Source organism: bacterium, assembly GCA_016708315.1.
Classification (GTDB): Bacteria; Zixibacteria; MSB-5A5; order CAIYYT01; family CAIYYT01; genus JADJGC01.
In genome coordinates this window covers 94350-111934 of sequence record JADJGC010000010.1, presented here as the reverse complement: position 1 = coordinate 111934, position 17585 = coordinate 94350, and the positions used below count along the sequence as shown (strand labels likewise).

The window sequence follows — 17585 nt, the reverse complement described above, 5'->3', positions numbered from 1 at the left end:
AAAGTATAATATAGAGTGGAGAGTTACTGAGATTTAGCAACTGAAGATAGAAACGAGACTTGACTTTGTGAATTATTTCACATTATATGCTTCCGTTTCTGCGACGGAATCGCAGTGAAACCACTACTCGATTAGCGAAATGAAAGAGGTATCGCAATGCAGTTCACCAAGGCTGAGGAATACGGAATCTTCGGCATCATGTATCTGGCCAGCCAACCGCCCGGTCGGATCACGCCGCTATCTGAGATTTCTGAAAATCAAAAAGTGCCTGAGAAGTTCTTGGCCAAGATATTTCAGTCACTGTCGCGTTCCGGACTGATTCGTTCGCACCGCGGTGTCAAGGGTGGTTTCACCCTCGGCAAACCGTCGCACGAAATCACCATCAAAGAAGTCGTCGAAAGCATCCAGGGCCCATACTACATCTCCAAGTGCCTCACCGAGCCAACTGATGGCCAATCGCCGGCAATGTTGAGCTTACGCAAGCTGCTTGAGGAAGCACAGGCTCGATTGCTCAAGGTCTTTTCGGAACATACGATTAAAGATTTGACCGATTGGCAAGATTAGCGTATTCATTCTGGATAAGTCGATAGTTGTAGTGGTCATTCAACATGGATAAGTTATGTCGATAAAGCCAGATCATTGGATAGTTCGGATGGCGAAGGAGAATCGGATGATTGAACCGTTCGCCAATAAGCAAGTCTCCAAGCAAGTTATCTCATTCGGCGTGTCATCCTACGGATACGACATGAGACTCTCAGATGAGTTCAAAGTCTACACGCCGGTTCATGCCGCAGTCATTGATCCGAAAGATCAAAGTAGCGACGACTTTGTTGCGATGAAAATGAAGTCGATAAAGATACCACCGAATTCATTTGTGCTGGCGCGTAGCCTGGAGTATTTCCGTATTCCACGCGACGTGCTGGCGATTTGTTTCGGCAAGTCGACCTACGCACGCTGCGGTGTGGTGGTCAACGTAACTCCGCTGGAGCCGGAATGGGAAGGGTTCGTCACGATCTCGATATCGAACACCACTCCCCTGCCGGTTCGGCTTTATGCCAATGAAGGTATCGCCCAAGTGCTGTTCATCGGAGCAGACGAGTTGTGCGAAACTTCTTATGCGGATAAAAAAGGCAAGTATCAGGCTCAGAAAGGCATTACCCGCGCGCGAATACGCAAGTAGTCGCACAGGCTGAGCCGTTATCAAATAGAAGATTCAAATGGCGTCATGAGGGCGCCACGTTCAGAAAGGATCTGGTGATCTTTGTGATAAATAGCCACGAGAAAGAACAGAAAACGGCAGCCGGTGATAGCGGAGCAAAAACCGCCAAACGCCGCATGGTGTCAATCGACGGCAACACCGCCGTCGCTCATGTTGCACATGCAACCAATGAAGTCATCGCCATCTACCCGATCACACCGTCATCGGTAATGGGCGAAATCGCTGACGCCAAATCGGCGAAACACGAAAAGAATATCTGGGGCACAATCCCAACCGTAGTCGAAATGCAGTCCGAAGGCGGCGCTTCCGGCGCTTGCCACGGCTCACTCACTACCGGCGCTCTGACAACGACCTTTACGGCGTCCCAGGGCCTCCTGCTGATGATTCCAAACATGTTCAAGATCGCCGGCGAATTGTCGCCGACCGTGTTTCATGTTTCGGCCCGCGCCGTTGCCGTCCAAGCACTCTCGATTTTCGGCGACCATAGCGACGTTATGGCCACCCGCTCGACCGGCTTCGGTTTGCTGGCTTCCGGTTCAGTGCAGGAGACTATGGACAACGCACTCATTGCACAGGCCGTATCGTTGCGTTCACGGATACCGTTTGTCCACTTCTTCGACGGCTTCCGCACTTCGCACGAAGTCGCCAAAGTCGAAGAGTTGACTTTCGACGATATGCGCGCCATGATTCCTGATAGCATCGTCATCGAAAACCGCATGCGCGCTCTGACCCCTGATCGTCCGCTGCTGCGTGGATCATCGCAAAACCCTGATGTCTACTTCCAGGGTCGCGAACGCGTCAATGAATTTTATATCAAGGCGATTCCGATTGTTCAAGACGTGATGGACCAGTTCGCCAAACTGACCGGCCGTCAATACCATCTCTTTGACTACTTCGGTGCACCAGATGCCGACCGCGTCGTCGTGATGATGGGCTCAGGCGCCGAAGCGATGCACGAGACGATCGACTATCTCAATGCCCACGGCGAAAAAGTTGGTCTCATCAAAGTCCGCCTCTACCGTCCGTTCTCAGTTGAAGCTTTCGCAAAAGCTATCCCGGCAAGCGTCAAAGCGATTACTGTGCTCGACCGTACAAAAGAACCCGGCAGTGTCGGCGAACCGCTCTACACTGACGTCCAGACCGCATTGGAAGAAATGACCGAGCGCAAGATTGCGCCGTTCAAATCGATGCCAAAGGTCAGCGGCGGCCGCTACGGTCTTGGCTCGAAAGAATTCTACCCGGCAACTGCGAAAGCCGTAATGGACAATATCAAGAAGGACGTGCCGAAGAACCATTTCACTGTCGGTATCGTCGACGATATCACGCACACCTCGCTCGATGTCGATAACAAGTTTGATATCGAACCCGACGAAGTCTTCCGCGGATTATTCTACGGTCTCGGCTCCGACGGTACGGTCGGCGCCAACAAGAACTCGATCAAGATTCTCGGCGAGAAAACGTCGGCATACTCTCAGGGCTACTTCGTGTACGACTCCAAAAAAGCCGGCGCCGTCACGGTGTCGCACGTACGCTTTAGCAAAGACCCGATCAGAAGCCCCTATCTCATCAACCGCGCGAACTTCATTGCTTGCCACAATTTCTCATTTGTCGAAAAGTATGAGATGCTTGAGAAACTGGTCGAAGGCGGAACATTCCTCCTGACTTGCCCGTTCACTGCCGAAGAAGTCTGGGACAATCTTCCGATCGAATTTCAAAAATCGATCATCGCCAAGAAGGCGAGATTCTATGTCATCGATGCCGTTAAAATCGCCAAAGAACTGGGATTAGGCGCGCGCATCAACATGATCATGCAGACAGCGTTCTTCGTGATTTCGGGAATCATCAAACAAGACTTTGCGATTTCCGCGATCAAGGAAGCCATCAAGAAAACCTACGGCAACAAGGGCGAACGCGTCGTCGAAATGAACAACGCCGCGGTTGACGCTGGAATAAACGGCGTTCATCAGGTGAAATACCCGATGGCGGTAACCAGCAAATTGCATCGCCCCAGTGTAGTTCCTGATCACGCTCCGGAATTCGTAAAATTGGTGACCGCACCGATTATCGAAGGCCGCGGTGACGAACTTCCGGTGAGCGCATTCCCCGAAGACGGTTCTTACATGACCGGCACCACCGAATTCGAAAAGCGCAACATCGCTATCGATATCCCGGTGTGGGAAGCTGACATCTGTATCCAGTGCAACATCTGTTCGCTGGTTTGCCCGCATGCGGCGATTCGTCCGAAATTCTACGAAGCCTCTGCCCTTGCAAACGCACCGGCGACTTTCAAGTCGATCGATGCTATGACCGGGCAGTTGAAGGGTCTGAAGTACACGCTTCAGGTCGCGCCCGAAGATTGTACCGGATGCGAAGTCTGCGTTCAGGCTTGCCCGGTTGTCGCCAAGGATGAACAAGGCAACAAGACCGATAAGCGCGCCATCAACATGGCATCGCAGATCGCGCTTGCGCCAACCGGAACGGGAGAACTTTGAGTTCTTCCTGAACCTGCCGGAGCCCGATTCGGCGAAGTTCAATGTCTCAACCGTCAAAGGCAGCCAGTTCGTCAAACCGTTGTTTGAGTTCTCCGGCGCCTGCGCTGGTTGCGGTGAAACACCATACGTCAAACTCATGACGCAGATGTTCGGCGACCGCGCCATCGTCGCTAATGCGACCGGCTGTTCGTCGATCTACGGCGGCAACTTGCCGACTACCCCCTACTGCAAACGCTCCGACGGTCGCGGACCGGCGTGGTCCAACTCCCTGTTCGAGGACAACGCCGAATTCGGATTGGGTATGCGTTTGACCATCGACAAGATGCATGAATTTGCGATGGAACTGATGGCGAAAGTTATGCCGGATCGCGTCGAAGAAATTCGCAGCGCTCCGCAAACGAACCAAATCGAAATCGAAGTCCTGCGCGGTAAGATCGATCAGATCAAGAAGCAGTTGGAAAAGATCGACTCTTCCGAAGCCAGACACCTGCTGTCAATCGCTGACTACATCGTCAAGAAATCGGTGTGGATCGTCGGCGGTGACGGCTGGGCGTATGATATCGGTTTTGGCGGCTTGGATCACGTGCTGGCATCGGGACGCAATGTCAACTTGCTGGTACTCGATACCGAAGTCTACTCCAATACCGGCGGTCAGATGTCGAAGTCAACGCCGCGCGGCGCCATTGCACAGTTTGCAGCCGGCGGTCGCCCTGCTCCGAAAAAAGACCTCGGTCTTGAGATGATGAGCTACGGCAATGTCTATATCGCTCGCATCGCAATGGGTGCAAGTCCTAATCAGACTGTGAAAGCGTTTGCTGAAGCCGAAGCCTATAACGGTCCGTCGCTGATCATCGCTTACTCGCACTGTATTGCCCACGGCATCGACATGGCGCACGGTCTCGATGAGCAGAAGAAAGCTGTGGAATCTGGCCACTGGGTTATGTTCCGCTACAATCCGCTGCTTCGCGACCAGGGCAAGAACCCGTTCCAGCTTGATAGCAAGGATCCGACGATTCCGTTGGCAGAATATGCTTACGGCGAGAACCGGTTCCGCGCCCTCAAGTCGCAGAACCCGACAGCTGCAGCGAAGATGATGGAAGAAGCCCAGGCTGAAGTCAACTCACACTGGAACTTCTACAAGCAGCTTGCTGCTATGGATTACGCCGTCGATAAGAAGTAGCTCAACAGGCATCCATATAAACAAAGAAAGCGTTCTGCTCCGGCGGAACGCTTTCTTGTTTACGACCGCAATTCTAGTGTAGTGCCACAGAAAATTCCTTACAAGTAAGAGAGGCTTCCCCGCGAAGGGATCGTCATTCCCGCGAAGGGATCGTCATTCCCGCGAAAGCGGGAATCCAGCGTAGAATTCGTTTGAATTCTCGAATTCCTCAGTTGACAGATTCACGACGGTTGCTGCAGTGGAACGGTAGGGACCACAAATCAAAAGGGGCATCCGTTTCCGGATGCCCCTCTTATGGTGCGTGTGTGATATTGTGTGTCTACTTACAAGCTGCGCAAGGCGATGGTCCGCCTGAGAAGACGTAAGCGATCAAGTACACCGCGTCGGAGATGCTCACCCCGCCGCTGCAGTCGGCATCGGCTGACATCAGCGGATTGGGAGCCGGACCTCCGGAGAAGACGAATGCGATCAGATAGACAGCGTCCGAGATGTTGACCACGGTGCTGTTGTCGCAATCACCGCAAGTGTACGGCGGAGGAGGAGGCGTCACAGTCAACTTCGCCGGTACTACCAGCGGGTTGTTGCCCGGCACCGGATCGTTGTTGTAGATGTTGATCTTCGACTTGTAAATGCCGGTGTCAAGATCAGCCGACGAGAAGAGCAAGTCAATCGTATCCGCTGTGCCCGGAGCGACACTGCCGCCCAGCGATGACAGATACAGCCACTGCGCCGGCTTGGTGAACTCAACGGCGAGCCCAGCATGGATGTAGGCGGCATTAAGAGCTACCTGCAAACCGTCAAGACCGTTCTTGTTCTCCATACCGATCGTGCAGCCAAGCAGATCCATATTGGCGCCTGCCGATTCATACTGAATCTTGATGTTGCCGCTCGGCGACAAAATGATCTGCGCCGTGATGATGTTGCCGACGACGGCATTGGAGTTGTACTCCGGATACTTCTCGAACTGGATCACAAGATCACTGCCGACAACCTGATACAGCACCTTGCCGCCCGGATTGTCAGTATCAAGAATATTCAAGTCATCCCAGCACCAGTAAATGGCATTGTTCGGCGTGGCGTTCGACGGCAAGCCGCCGTTGGTCAAGCCGTCATAATCGGTGGTCGGACCGAAACCGATGTAGCCGTTGCTGGCAATGTAGAACTGCGTATAGACTGAATCATAGTATGCGAAACTGAATCCGATCGGGAATGGACCGACAAAGTTGTCGTCTGCCAAACCGGTCACCTGAGTACCGGTCCCTTCGATGTCGACCCAGTTGTACACCGGACCACCCGGCTGATCGGAATCAACCCAGTAATAACCGAAGTTGTCGGGACCGCCGGCATCATAAACGACCTCCGGTCCGCGCTGATTGGAAGTCTCCTGTGCTTTCGATTCCGGAAGCAGCGGCTGTTCAGTGGCATAGCTGGCCGGATTGACCTGGCCGGATGCGGCAAGGTCTGAGAACAACTGCATCCGCTTGGAGAAGTCAGGCAGAAGCACCAGCGAGTAGTTCAGCCCGCCAAGACCTGAGTTGGAGATAATCAACTGCTCATTCGTCGAATCGCCGATAGCGACGGTCTCGTCGAAGCTGGCATGGTTGACAGCGATCTCTGGACCGAAGTCCAGACCGATGTCGTCGACAAACCAATCGTCGTCGGAGGCGCCGACACTGCGTAAACGCAGGCGGAATGCCGAATGATAGGCATCAAGCGGAGCGCCGATAGTGACTGTCGCATAGGCGGTCATGTCGGCACCGGAACCAAACTGGCGGCTCAACTCCACCCAATTGCCCTGGTCGTTGAAATACTCAATAATCAAATCGTCACCGGTCTCAGGCGAACTGCCGCCGCCGGTACGTTCATAAGCATAGCTGAAATTGACGCCTTCGGAAACTTCCATGTCGATTGCCTGCGACATCACCGTGTCGGCAGAGCCATTGAGGCGAAGGCTGTAGAGTGCTGACGGTTCGCTGGTACCGACACCATCAATCGTAGCGCCGGTGTTGTAAACCCACTTGGCGACTTCGAGTGTCGTGGTCGGGAAGGTATCAACGAACGGCAGCGTCAAAGGCTGACCAGCCGAGGTTGTACGCACGGACGAAGTCTTGGTCACCAGCGGTTCGGCGACGGATACCGCCGTCACAAACGAGGTGTCCTGCTGGCCATAGGATGACAGCGGCACAATCACTCGCACCTTGAAGTTGAATATCGCATTCGGCGCCAGTGTGCCGGTGGAAGAGATTACTGACGTGCCGGCGTTGTCGTAGATACCAGTCGCCCAATTGACGCCGGTCAAACTCAAGTTATAGCTGTCATTGAACAAGCCGTCATTGGTCAGTGTGAAGTTGTGGAACACCGTGTCATCGACCGCACCGGATGTCGACGAAGCACTCGGCGTGAGCAGCATTGCGTAATCGATCACGCGGAACGAATAGGTCGCGGTGGTATCCGCTTTGCCGTTGATGGCATGTGCTTCGAGATAATAATTGATCTCGGTTCCAGGCGACTGCGCCGGAATGTAACCAACGTACTCATTCGGATTGCCCGTCGTGACCAACGTGTCAAGATACGGCGTGAAGTTGATCGTATACTTCAAGAACAAAGAGTCCGGAACAAGCGCAGCATCGGCAGCGATGTTACACACCACCGGATACGGATTGACTATCTCTTTCGTGTCGGTAAGACCGGTGTGCGAGATAGAAACACCGCAAGGATAACTTTGCACGAGCAGAAGACTGTTGTAAACATTCAAACGTCCGCCGGTGACAGTGATTCCCGCCAGCGATGGTTTCGGATCAACACCGTCGAGCAAGAAATCGCGCATTACAAGAGCCAGCGCGCCGGGGTTCTGTTTGTAAGCCGCCATCATCGTAACGCAAGCTTCCGACCACAAGAGACCAATCGCGCCGCAAACTTGCGGTGTGGCCATTGAAGTACCGGTGTTGTTGCCGTAGCTCGCACCGGGGAGTGTGGAATAAACATCGGTCCCGGCAGCGCCAAGATCGATTGTCGTCAGTCCATAAGCGGCACCCGAATTACGTGCGTCAGTGCGCGTCGTGTTAGTTACGGAAATCATATAGGGGCTTCCGCAAGCTGTCGGGATATCGCCGTTGGTATCAACATTGATGTTCTGATTTGCAGTAGCGCAGGCATTAAGAACACCGGCATTTCCAAGTGAATCGTAGTATGCGCACCACAGCGGGAAGTTGGCCGGCTGGCCGAAGTCGACACCGAACGATGAGTTGGTTGCGACAACGAACGTACCCTGTGCGCCGTTGGTCTGATTGTAAAGCTTTCTCTCTTTCAGCACATATGCATAAGCACGAACAACGATGGACTCCGTTCCGGATGAACCTGCAACAGGCATGACCTTGCAATTCCAGCTAACGCCGGTTACGCCAATTCCGTTGTTGCCGCGCGCTGCAGCAATACCGGCGCAGTGAGTTCCGTGCGAGTTGCTCGGCACTGAACCATCCATGGCGTACGCATCCCAACCATCATAGTCGTCGATATAGCCATTGGCATCATCGTCAATACCGTTGCTCGGGATTTCGTCGCTGTTTTTCCAATAGTTGATATCAGGGTGAGCGAGATCGCAACCGCCGTCGACAATCGCGACGACGATTTCATCACCGGTGCTCGTGGTGCCGCCGGTAGTGATGTCCCAAGCTTCAGGACTATCCATATCAGCGTCTACGGTGCCGCCTGATTGGCCGGTATTGTTGTGGCAGTACTGTTGACCAAATCCTGCGTCATTCGGTATCGTGGCGCGCAAAGTCACATGGTGGTTGAACTGTGCCAGCAGCACTCCATAGTTGTCGCGAACATCTTCAAGGAATGACTCGCGCATTTCCTTGGTCCAGCCCGCATCATCATACGAATAGAGCCAAATATTCATGTCCGGCGAAAGCAGTTCGACCGCCCTGAGACCCTGAATCGGAAAAGCATCCCCGACCGCCTTGGCGTCGACGTAGCGGCTGACCTGAATCAGCAGTTCGCCTTCTGTGTAAGTTGGTTCCTTGTAAGTCGCCGGTGCCTGTGCCTGCGCTGAAATCGCAAGTACAGATGCCAGCATTGCCGCTGCGACCAAATGTCGTAAAGAGCGGAGGACCTTGCTCTTAGCATTTGTCATTGTTTTGCTCCTTGAGTTGCTCGGAAAGTAGAAGTACATTATTTTCAATCATTACCAGGTAGATAAGCTTGTAAAATCAGCTGCAAAAGCGAAAACGGGCCTGAATACAGATTCAGGCGCAGGTCAGTACTAATCCAGCGAGTATAGTTCGTTTACAATATAGGGGCTAATTTCAATATGTCAATCAATGACTTGGCCGGAATTACGGGGATTTATTGCCCCGAAAGGGGTCATTATTGCTCTCCGCTAAGTCGTTGGTGATATTGGATTAGGAGGTCGATGGATTGACATGAGGCTCAATCCCCCCTACGGACACGCAGAACACGGCACAGCCCCGCCCGCGAAGGTGTAGTTAATCAGCAGTACTACATCTCCGACATCGACTCCGCCGGAACAGTTCGTATCCCCTGATTCCATCGGATTGGGCGCCACGCCCGACGAAAAGATGTAATTGATTAACGCGAGCGCATCCGCGATATCAATCGAGCCGCTCTTGTTCGGATCACCGCAAATGTAAAGCGGTTCTATTACAGCAATGGAAAGCGCAATCGTATCGTACTGCACCGGATTGCCGGAATCTTCCAGCGAGAAAGTCATGAAGTAATCCGCTGCCCAAGTCGGCGTTCCGGTTATTGAACCGACATCACCGCCGTTAAAATTGCACCCAAACGGCAAATCACCGCCAAGCATCGTCCACTTGTAGGGTCGCGTTCCATTGATCGCTGAGAGTGGTTGATTGTATGGCAAGTTCAGCGTGCCGTTCGGCAAAGAGTAGCTGATGATATGCAGATTGCCGTCGCACATGTCACCGATGCCGTCACCGTTCTTATCTCGCTGGTTGGCATTGGCAACGTCGGGACAATTGTCGCAGGCATCACCGATCGCGTCGCTGTCCGTATCAAGTTGGTCGGCGTTCGCTATAAATCGGCAGTTGTCGTTGGTAGGACAACCGAAGCTGACGAATCCGGCATCGCCGACTCCGTCAAAATCCGAATCAACACAGGGATCGCATGTATCGCCGATAGTATCGAAATCAATATCTGCTTGGCTGTTGTTTTGAGTCCCATTGCAGTTGTCGCACAAGTCGCTGATAGCATCACCATCTGAATCCACACCCGCTGAACAGCGCCACGACACCAACTCATTGTTGAGCCAACAATGCATTCTTCCCTTCTGCTGCTCCGAGAAACGATCCCAACACGAACTGCCGGAGTAACCCATGAAATTGCTCAGCGGCGTCGGAGCCCACGGCGTCCCGCTGCAAAGATCCAACCCGGTAAGGTCGGTGCAGAAATTATTTGTCGGTGTTGGTCTGGTATCGGCACAGAAGTCGCCGGTAAAATCAGTTTCGAATCCATCGGAACGCTCGCGGCAACCGCCGCATCCCGGTCCAACTTCGCTGACACCATGAAATGTGTGCCACAAACCGAGGCAGTGGCCCACCTCATGAGCAAGCGTACTCTCGTCTGCAATAAAGTGCGGCGTCGTCATGACTATGCCGCCCTGATTGGTCAAGCAAGCCGGATCCCAAGGGAATGTACCGTAAGAATATGACGCCTCGACATAGCCCACGAAGACATTGATCTGATGCTGCGGGTCGATCGCGTACTGATTCTTCATCGGGAAAAATTCATCCTCAGACATCGAACGATAGCGACTATCATCGACAAACCGCCAATCATAAGAGAATTGGATTCTTGACGGCAAGTAATCCTTGTTTAGCTCTTTCATTTGCGATACCACCGTCGCGGCGCTCGCCTGTGGCGACGAGCCATCGTTGTTGCGGAAGACGTGAATCATGATCTTCAACCACGTCATCGAGTCGCTGGTTGACGGATGGAATGAATCGCGCATCGTCGGAACATCGCACGGCCCTTCAATCGGACAATCCGCCAGCGCCTTATCGTATCGACTGCTGTTGGCTTCAAGATATCTAGTCGTTGTCCCGCACCAGTCCCCCTCCGTGTCGGCAAACAAAACGTTGGATGGAATCAAAAACGCGGTGGCAAGCAACACAATTGCGAGCATTGAAAAGCACTGAAGGAATCTGCGGATGTTGGTAAGTAGTTTCATATCATATCTATCGGTCGAAACGCACGATGCGGTCACGACTCAATCGGCGGTGATTTTAAGAATGTTGAGGCAAAGAACAGAATGAACTTTGCCGCGTGGGTAAGTTGATAATTTAGTGCAATTCAACGGTTTGTCAAGGTAGGTTTTGAGCTGACAATCCTGCTCAAGCCGATCACAACACCAAGGTTGTCGGCTTTTGGTCAGATGACGACTGGGCTGGCTTCCCCGGCGCGGACGGCGTGGTGCGCCAACCGCCAAAAATCAGTCTGATACTGCGATCATAAGTGATGTAGTTCCAAACCCAGTTAATCAACACCACCAGCTTGTTGCGGAATCCGACAAGATTCATCAGGTGCACAAATATCCACAACACCCACGCCAGAAAACCTTGCGCCTTGAAGTGCGCAAAATCAGCGACCGCGCGATTGCGTCCCACAGTAGCGAGATCGCCCAGATTGTTGTAAACAAACGGGCGAAGTTCCTTCCCGCGCTGAAGACGCATGAGATTATCCGCAAGACGTCTCCCCTGCTGCATCGCGACCTGAGCAACCATCGGATGTCCGTTTTCATAGCTCTCTGTCGGCATGCAGGCAAGGTCTCCGATAACGAAGATGTTTTCGTATCCGCGCACGCGATTGAAGTTATCAACCTTGACGCGCTGGTTACGCGTGAGCGAATCGGCAGCGAGCCCCTTTAGCGGCGAGCCGAGTACTCCCGCCGTCCAAATTACGGTTCCACTGCGAATCGACTTGCCATTCCCGAGTACGACATTGATGCCGTCGAAATCCTTGACCGGCGCATTCAACCAGATCGTGACTCCGAGTTCCTTCAGGAATTTGTCCGCATGCTCCCCTGCCGGTTCCGACATCGCCGCTAACAAACGCGGCGCTGCTTCGACCACGTGGATTTGCATCCGGCGCATATCGAGTTCGGGATAGTCAATCGGAAGTATATGCCGCTTCAACTCAGCCAGCGCACCGGCAGTCTCAACACCGGTCGGTCCGCCGCCGACAATAACAAAACTGATCAACGACTCGCGCTCGTCGATGTCATTTGTCAACAGCGCCTTCTCGAATCGGCGCAATACGAAATTCCTGAGATTAAACGCATCCTGAATCGACTTAAGCGGCATCACCTTTTCGCCCAGCTTGTCGTTGCCGAAGTAGTTCGTGCGCGAACCGGTCGCCATCACCAGATAATCATAGCGCAGACGGCCAATACTGGTCTCGATCTCTTGCGTGTCGGGATGTACCGCCGCGACCTCCGCCATCCGGAAGATCAAGTTCTTTTGACTGCGAAGTATCTTGCGCAATGGATACGCGATAGAATCTGGCTCCAAGCCGGCAGTGGCTACCTGATATAGAAGCGGCTGGAAAGTGTGATAGTTGTTCTTGTCGAGGAGAATGATTTGCAGGTCGGCGCCCTTCAGCTTACGGGCAAGAGTGAGCCCTGCAAAACCGCCGCCAACGATAACCAGGCGGGGAAGATTCGATATGGGGACGTTTACTGTCATAGCGTTGAACTCCTGTAAGAACAATCGCCACTGTTGTTCACTCTTCTTAACGTATTATCGACTGATTGGTTCCAAATTTCACAAGGGACAAATGGACTTCATAGAGCGATATTACGCGCCGGCAATTTAATCATTTCCAACCGGAATGAGATACCATTTTTCGCTGCCGCCTCGCGACCGGATAAGATGTTTCGCAATCTCACCAGTCCCCCAACCCTGAATCTCCGATACGCCCTGGCTTTCGGGATTGAAATGCGCTGCGAAAATCGCAGACTCGCGGACAAGAAAGTAGTCCGGCCGGCGCGTTGAAAACTTCGGATTGCTAAATTGCAGACCCCGTTCGCGCTGTTCCATGAAGTAGAACGCATCGGGCGTCGGGAAGAACTCGATGACCGATCCGGGATGACTCACCGCCAGCGAATCAAGTTGACCGCCAACGTCAGCGAGATCATCCATTGTCATGTACTTCATGCCGGGGATCTGCCTTTGATGCCAATACATCGCCCCAACAACAATAATCACTGCCGAAACAGCTAAGACCACCGGCCGAAGTCGCTGGAAAATGCGAATCGACTTTTCAGTAAAGTAATGTTCAAGCACAACCAAACAGATCACCGCGAGCAGAAAATACCCCATTCCATACATGAACTTGTACCACATCTCAATGCCGATCACATACACCAGCCACGCCGGTATCGCGAGAAAGAACAGCTTTCCAACCGGCAGTGACTTGCGCCAGCAATAGACTCCTGCGGCGGTCGCGACAATCAATTCGCCAATGTTGTTGAATGTAATCAAACGGCTCAAGTCATAGGAGGACTTCCGCGCTAACTGAAACGCCATATCGCTTTGGAAGTCGCTCCAGTGCCCGCTGACATACACGAGATATCCGACCCACGCGACTGAAGTAATGCCAATAACAGTGATGTCAAATGCATCGAGCCGCCGCCACTTCCCATCACGAATATTCTCGAATAAGCATAGAGCCAACGCAAATCCCAAAAAGTAAACCCCGTTGGGATGCACAAGCACAGACAGCGCCATCAGCGAAAGTCCCAGCATCTGCCTTTGCTTCAATATCAAACCAAACCCGCTGACCACCATCAGCCACAATAGCGAATCCATGCGGGCAACATTTCCAGCTTTGATAGAGGGCACCGACAGGAAGAACCCAGCACCGATGATCAAGCCAAGCAGGCGCACGCCGAAGCGCCGCACCATTGTGAATACTACCACCGCCGCCATCATCATCGCAAGCAACGAGACACCCCGCGCAACTCCCAGCGAGACGCCAGTGAACTTGAATACTGACCCGACGACAACGAAGTACCCGGGCGGCATCCAATGAATAGTCCGTTCAACATTAAGTTCAGGCGCGTGAAGATTACCGTGTTCCGAAAATGCCACCGCTTGCCAGAGAAAATGCGACTCATCGACCCACGGCAACGGCAGTTTCGAATCCGCCATACAATGCAGAAGCACGTATGCCACCATCACCAGCGAGACCAGTATCGCCCACAGATTCGCCTCCGATGTTAGTCGATCGACCAACCGCGGCGATTGCGAGCCATCCCCTTGTTCGTGCATCTGCGTTTCAGAGTTTGCCATGCACTAAAATCAACCGTCGAACGAGAATGTCCAACAGTTAAATTTTCTTGAATCAACTGCTGTTAACTTTACGAAGCTGGCGACAAGCCGGAGTAATCAATTCAGATTGAATGCAATTGCATAGCTCCAAGCATTGGTGGCGAGATTTTTGGAGTTCGTAGTGCCGTAGTTTGCACTGAATTCAATGGAGTGGTGGTGAGTGAATTGATAGCCAATTCCAATCGCCGCTCCCGCGCCCCGCCCTGTACCGACTTGCTTCTTGAATGGCGCCTTAAATGAGGCTTGGCCAACTTCGACGAAAAGGTATGATGTGGGCATCGTGGGTGATACATAGAACGCCATTCCGATACCCAATAGTCCGCTGATGGTGATCTCGTGATTATTTGTGGCGGCGAATTTGAACCGATACCATGAATAATTGCTGCAAATATAGGGGACAAAATAATCGCTCGGTGCGTATCCAACCCTCACGGTTGTCCGCAAGGCCAGATGTGTGTATGTCGGCGACTTCCAATCAGGTCCGTTCAAATGATAAAGCTGATGCAGCGTGACAACACCGGCACCGAATCCAACTGAAGAGCTGAACCCCTTCCTGCTTTCGCTCGATTTAGTATCGTCTGGCCGCCCTTCGCTAAACGCGGCAACAGACGACAGCAGTTGCCAGGTGACGTCGCAAGACTCCCGGCCTCTTTTTACCGACGCCTCGAACAGTCCGCACCAACCGCCAAGTGAATCTCACCCTCTCCCCTACCAAATGAACAACCGCAACCCAAGCTCAACACCTAGGCGCTTGCCGTCATACTTGATCTCGTCTTCGGTATCCCAAACGCTGGCCGCCGGTTCAATGGTCTTGAAATGATCGAAATTGTAACTCACTTCGCAGTAGCCGCCGATATTCTTGGCAAACATCGCGATTGCGCCCGCACCCAGAGAAAACGAGCGGAAATCAAGATCCGCCTCTCCCTCACTCACGGTACCGATCAGCGCCGAACCGTAGTAGGGCCTGCGCGCCTGTAGCTTTCCAATTGCGATCGGCTCGCAAAGTAGTAGGTCAGCTCTGGCCCGATTGCCGCAGCGCTGAAATCCATGTCGCCGTAAGATACTCTTCCAAGCATCAACGATATCCCTGCGCACGCACTGGGACAAATAGCCAATGTCGGACATGACGACGATGTCGAGATTTTCATCGCCTGATTCCTCGTCCGGCGAGAAACTCTGATAGGTGCCGCCGCCTCCGATAAGAAGGCTACCGCGGCTGAATGGTGACTGGCCGGCAAATCCTACGCCTGCAAACAGCAATAGGAAAAGAGTCGCAATAATTGAAACTCGACTGAACATTGGTCCACCTTTCTCTTGTAGTCAGCGCTTTGTATGCGCTTAGAATATAGTAATGAGGGTCTCTGATCGTCAAGAGAAATCAACCCTGCTGGAACAATTTGGCAATACACAAAAAAAACGGCGGACTCAATGTCCGCCGTCTGAAAGTACGTAATTTTCGATCTGTTAAATCTGAGGTCGAATTACTTCGTGCCGCCGAAGAACACATTTACGCCGCCATGAATCTCGGCGTAGTTGGTCTTCTCTTCTTCGGTGAAGATCATATGGAAACGACCACCGAGGTCTACACCCACGGTCGGGCTGACCATGTACAGGATACCAAGACCGCCGTTGATTCCAAACTTGGAGTCGGCATCTTCGTGCGAAGGCATATAGTAACCGGGACCTGCCTCGGCATACGGACACATTTTCTTTTCAGGTGAGAAGAAATAGACGCCGTTCACGTTGATTGCGATCCAGCTTTCGGTTTCGTCATAATTGAATATGTCTTCGAATCCGCCAAGGTCGCCAGATGCTTCGCCCTTGTACTTAATGGACTGACGATCGACAGAAGCAGCGACCGCCATCTTCGGAGCCAAACCATAAAGGAACTTGCCGCCGAACGAGATACCGAGAGAGGTCTCATTCTTGACGGTAAAGTCTTCAAAGGTCTCTTCGTAGTCGTCAAACATCTTTCCAAAGCCGATACCGTAGTTAATAAATCCGCCGACGGCCATTTTACCCTTGAGATCGCCGATCCCTTGGGCGGAGAGCGAAGCGGCCATCAGAAGCACCACCATCGCAATAAGAGTCTTCTTCATTTGTGAATCCTTTCGATTTAGTTGAGTCTCTTCACTCTTACAGTTTTATCTTACGTTGTTATTTCAGCAGTTCGTTTGAACTGATTCGTGAAATCGTTCACTGAATTGTGAGTTAACAGCCTAACCCACGACGAGTTAGAAAAGGCAAACAACACAAATCATCCCTGAAAGTTAGCGGCAGCGATCACCATCCTTCGAGTATTCAGTTTAGCATTCAATTGCGAGTCCCACTCACCAAGGGGACTAATCTCCACGGGGGCAAGTATCACATTTTATCGATATTCAACGCAACAAAAACTTTTGGAATAGAGGAGAAAAACAGTCAAATTAAAACGGTGCAAGTGATTGATTAATATAGCGTTGGCGAGGAACGTCAAAGGGCGAAGCGTGGCTTCGCCCTGACTATTTTTGCGAAATCTGGTTACTACATTTCCATTGGAGCGCCGGTGTTACCCAGCCAGAAATGAAGACCAACTGCCAACTGAAGCATCATGAATGTCTCGCTCGCCATGACGAAATGCATGCGAGCCATCAGATAAAGCGACATTGTCGACTTCAGCATGCGCTGATACATGACGCCGCCGAAGAAACCGATGTCACTATCGGAGCCGCCATCATATAGGCCGGCGCCTGCGTTCAGCAAAAGCATCGCCCGCTGCATATAGCTCATGGCGTATAGTGCGCTGAACAGGAAGCTCGTCCCTGACTCAGACTCGGAATAGTTCACTTGTGAAAAATTAGGATCCTTTGATTCCGCCTCAGCCTTGAAACTTTGGAAGTAGATTTCTCCTCCGATCATCATCTTCTCGTTCAGACCGTAGTGGAAATTGCCGCCGAAGTTGATTCCAGGGCCATATGAAGTCTTAATGAACTCGTCTTCATAGTCATCGAAGCCGCTAAGGCCGAGGGTGTAACCCGCGTAAGGGCCAACCATCATCATAGATTTGAGCGATGCCGCTGAACCGGCGGAAGCCGCCAGCAACACGATAAGCGTGGCGGAAATTACGAATCTCTTCATTCGTGACTCCTTGGTCTGTTTATAAGTTATGTTACTTCAGTTCGAATTGTACCCAAACTCGAAGCAGTAGGGCTTCGATCAAATTCTGAATAACGAGTTAAGACGAGTCCGTCAACAAAAAGTTTTGTGGTGTTCGTGGACGGCTAAAGTATACATACAACGCCTTCACATAAAAAACGCGGCAGACTTCTAATCCGCCGCGCCATATT

10 protein-coding genes and 1 pseudogene are annotated in these 17585 nt (G+C 52.3%); 3 read left to right on the top strand and 8 right to left on the bottom strand.

Annotated elements, in window-relative coordinates:
• The first annotated feature begins 156 nt into the window (after window positions 1-156).
• From IPH59_09920 to nifJ, 3 genes and pseudogenes are all read left to right on the top strand, one after another.
• Entirely contained in the window at window positions 157-564 is a 408-nt protein-coding gene (locus IPH59_09920) for an Rrf2 family transcriptional regulator (protein ID MBK7092018.1), read from the top strand.
• 55 nt (window positions 565-619) lie between these two features.
• Window positions 620-1180, top strand: coding sequence for a dCTP deaminase (locus IPH59_09915; GenBank protein MBK7092017.1), 561 nt, complete (start codon window positions 620-622; stop codon window positions 1178-1180).
• A 155-nt stretch (window positions 1181-1335) separates the two neighbouring features.
• A pseudogene (gene nifJ, locus IPH59_09910) lies at window positions 1336-4891 on the top strand (pyruvate:ferredoxin (flavodoxin) oxidoreductase).
• Window positions 4892-5210: 319 nt separating this feature from the next.
• Here nifJ and IPH59_09905 read toward each other — a convergent pair.
• The 8 genes from IPH59_09905 to IPH59_09870 form a co-directional block, all read right to left on the bottom strand.
• Entirely contained in the window at window positions 5211-9026 is a 3816-nt protein-coding gene (locus IPH59_09905; GenBank protein ID MBK7092016.1) for a S8 family serine peptidase, read from the bottom strand.
• A 306-nt stretch (window positions 9027-9332) separates the two neighbouring features.
• Window positions 9333-11099 (bottom strand): hypothetical protein, encoded by a 1767-nt coding sequence (locus IPH59_09900; GenBank protein ID MBK7092015.1) that lies wholly within the window; start codon window positions 11097-11099, stop codon window positions 9333-9335.
• Between the two features lie 172 nt (window positions 11100-11271).
• On the bottom strand, window positions 11272-12612 hold the full coding sequence (locus IPH59_09895; protein ID MBK7092014.1) for an NAD(P)/FAD-dependent oxidoreductase: 1341 nt from the start codon (window positions 12610-12612) through the stop codon (window positions 11272-11274).
• A gap of 126 nt (window positions 12613-12738) precedes the next feature.
• Entirely contained in the window at window positions 12739-14220 is a 1482-nt protein-coding gene (locus IPH59_09890) for a hypothetical protein (GenBank protein MBK7092013.1), read from the bottom strand.
• 96 nt (window positions 14221-14316) lie between these two features.
• On the bottom strand, window positions 14317-14691 hold the full coding sequence (locus IPH59_09885) for a hypothetical protein (GenBank protein MBK7092012.1): 375 nt from the start codon (window positions 14689-14691) through the stop codon (window positions 14317-14319).
• Window positions 14692-14967: 276 nt separating this feature from the next.
• Window positions 14968-15558, bottom strand: a complete 591-nt coding sequence (locus IPH59_09880) for a hypothetical protein (GenBank protein MBK7092011.1) — start codon at window positions 15556-15558, stop codon at window positions 14968-14970.
• 182 nt (window positions 15559-15740) lie between these two features.
• Window positions 15741-16358: an outer membrane beta-barrel protein gene (locus IPH59_09875; GenBank protein ID MBK7092010.1), complete on the bottom strand. Its 618-nt coding sequence runs from the start codon at window positions 16356-16358 to the stop codon at window positions 15741-15743.
• A 424-nt stretch (window positions 16359-16782) separates the two neighbouring features.
• Entirely contained in the window at window positions 16783-17376 is a 594-nt protein-coding gene (locus IPH59_09870) for an outer membrane beta-barrel protein (protein MBK7092009.1), read from the bottom strand.
• Between the last annotated feature and the right edge of the window lie 209 nt (window positions 17377-17585).

Excerpts from the sequence above, each read along its gene's own strand:
- IPH59_09920 (MBK7092018.1), top strand. The coding sequence starts at position 157 with ATGCAGTTCACCAAGGCTGAGGAATACGGAATCTTCGGCATCATGTAT.
- IPH59_09915 (MBK7092017.1), top strand. The coding sequence starts at position 620 with ATGTCGATAAAGCCAGATCATTGGATAGTTCGGATGGCGAAGGAGAAT.
- IPH59_09905 (MBK7092016.1), bottom strand. The coding sequence starts at position 9,026 with ATGACAAATGCTAAGAGCAAGGTCCTCCGCTCTTTACGACATTTGGTC.
- IPH59_09900 (MBK7092015.1), bottom strand. The coding sequence starts at position 11,099 with ATGAAACTACTTACCAACATCCGCAGATTCCTTCAGTGCTTTTCAATG.
- IPH59_09895 (MBK7092014.1), bottom strand. The coding sequence starts at position 12,612 with ATGACAGTAAACGTCCCCATATCGAATCTTCCCCGCCTGGTTATCGTT.
- IPH59_09890 (MBK7092013.1), bottom strand. The coding sequence starts at position 14,220 with ATGGCAAACTCTGAAACGCAGATGCACGAACAAGGGGATGGCTCGCAA.
- IPH59_09880 (MBK7092011.1), bottom strand. The coding sequence starts at position 15,558 with ATGTTCAGTCGAGTTTCAATTATTGCGACTCTTTTCCTATTGCTGTTT.
- IPH59_09875 (MBK7092010.1), bottom strand. The coding sequence starts at position 16,358 with ATGAAGAAGACTCTTATTGCGATGGTGGTGCTTCTGATGGCCGCTTCG.
- IPH59_09870 (MBK7092009.1), bottom strand. The coding sequence starts at position 17,376 with ATGAAGAGATTCGTAATTTCCGCCACGCTTATCGTGTTGCTGGCGGCT.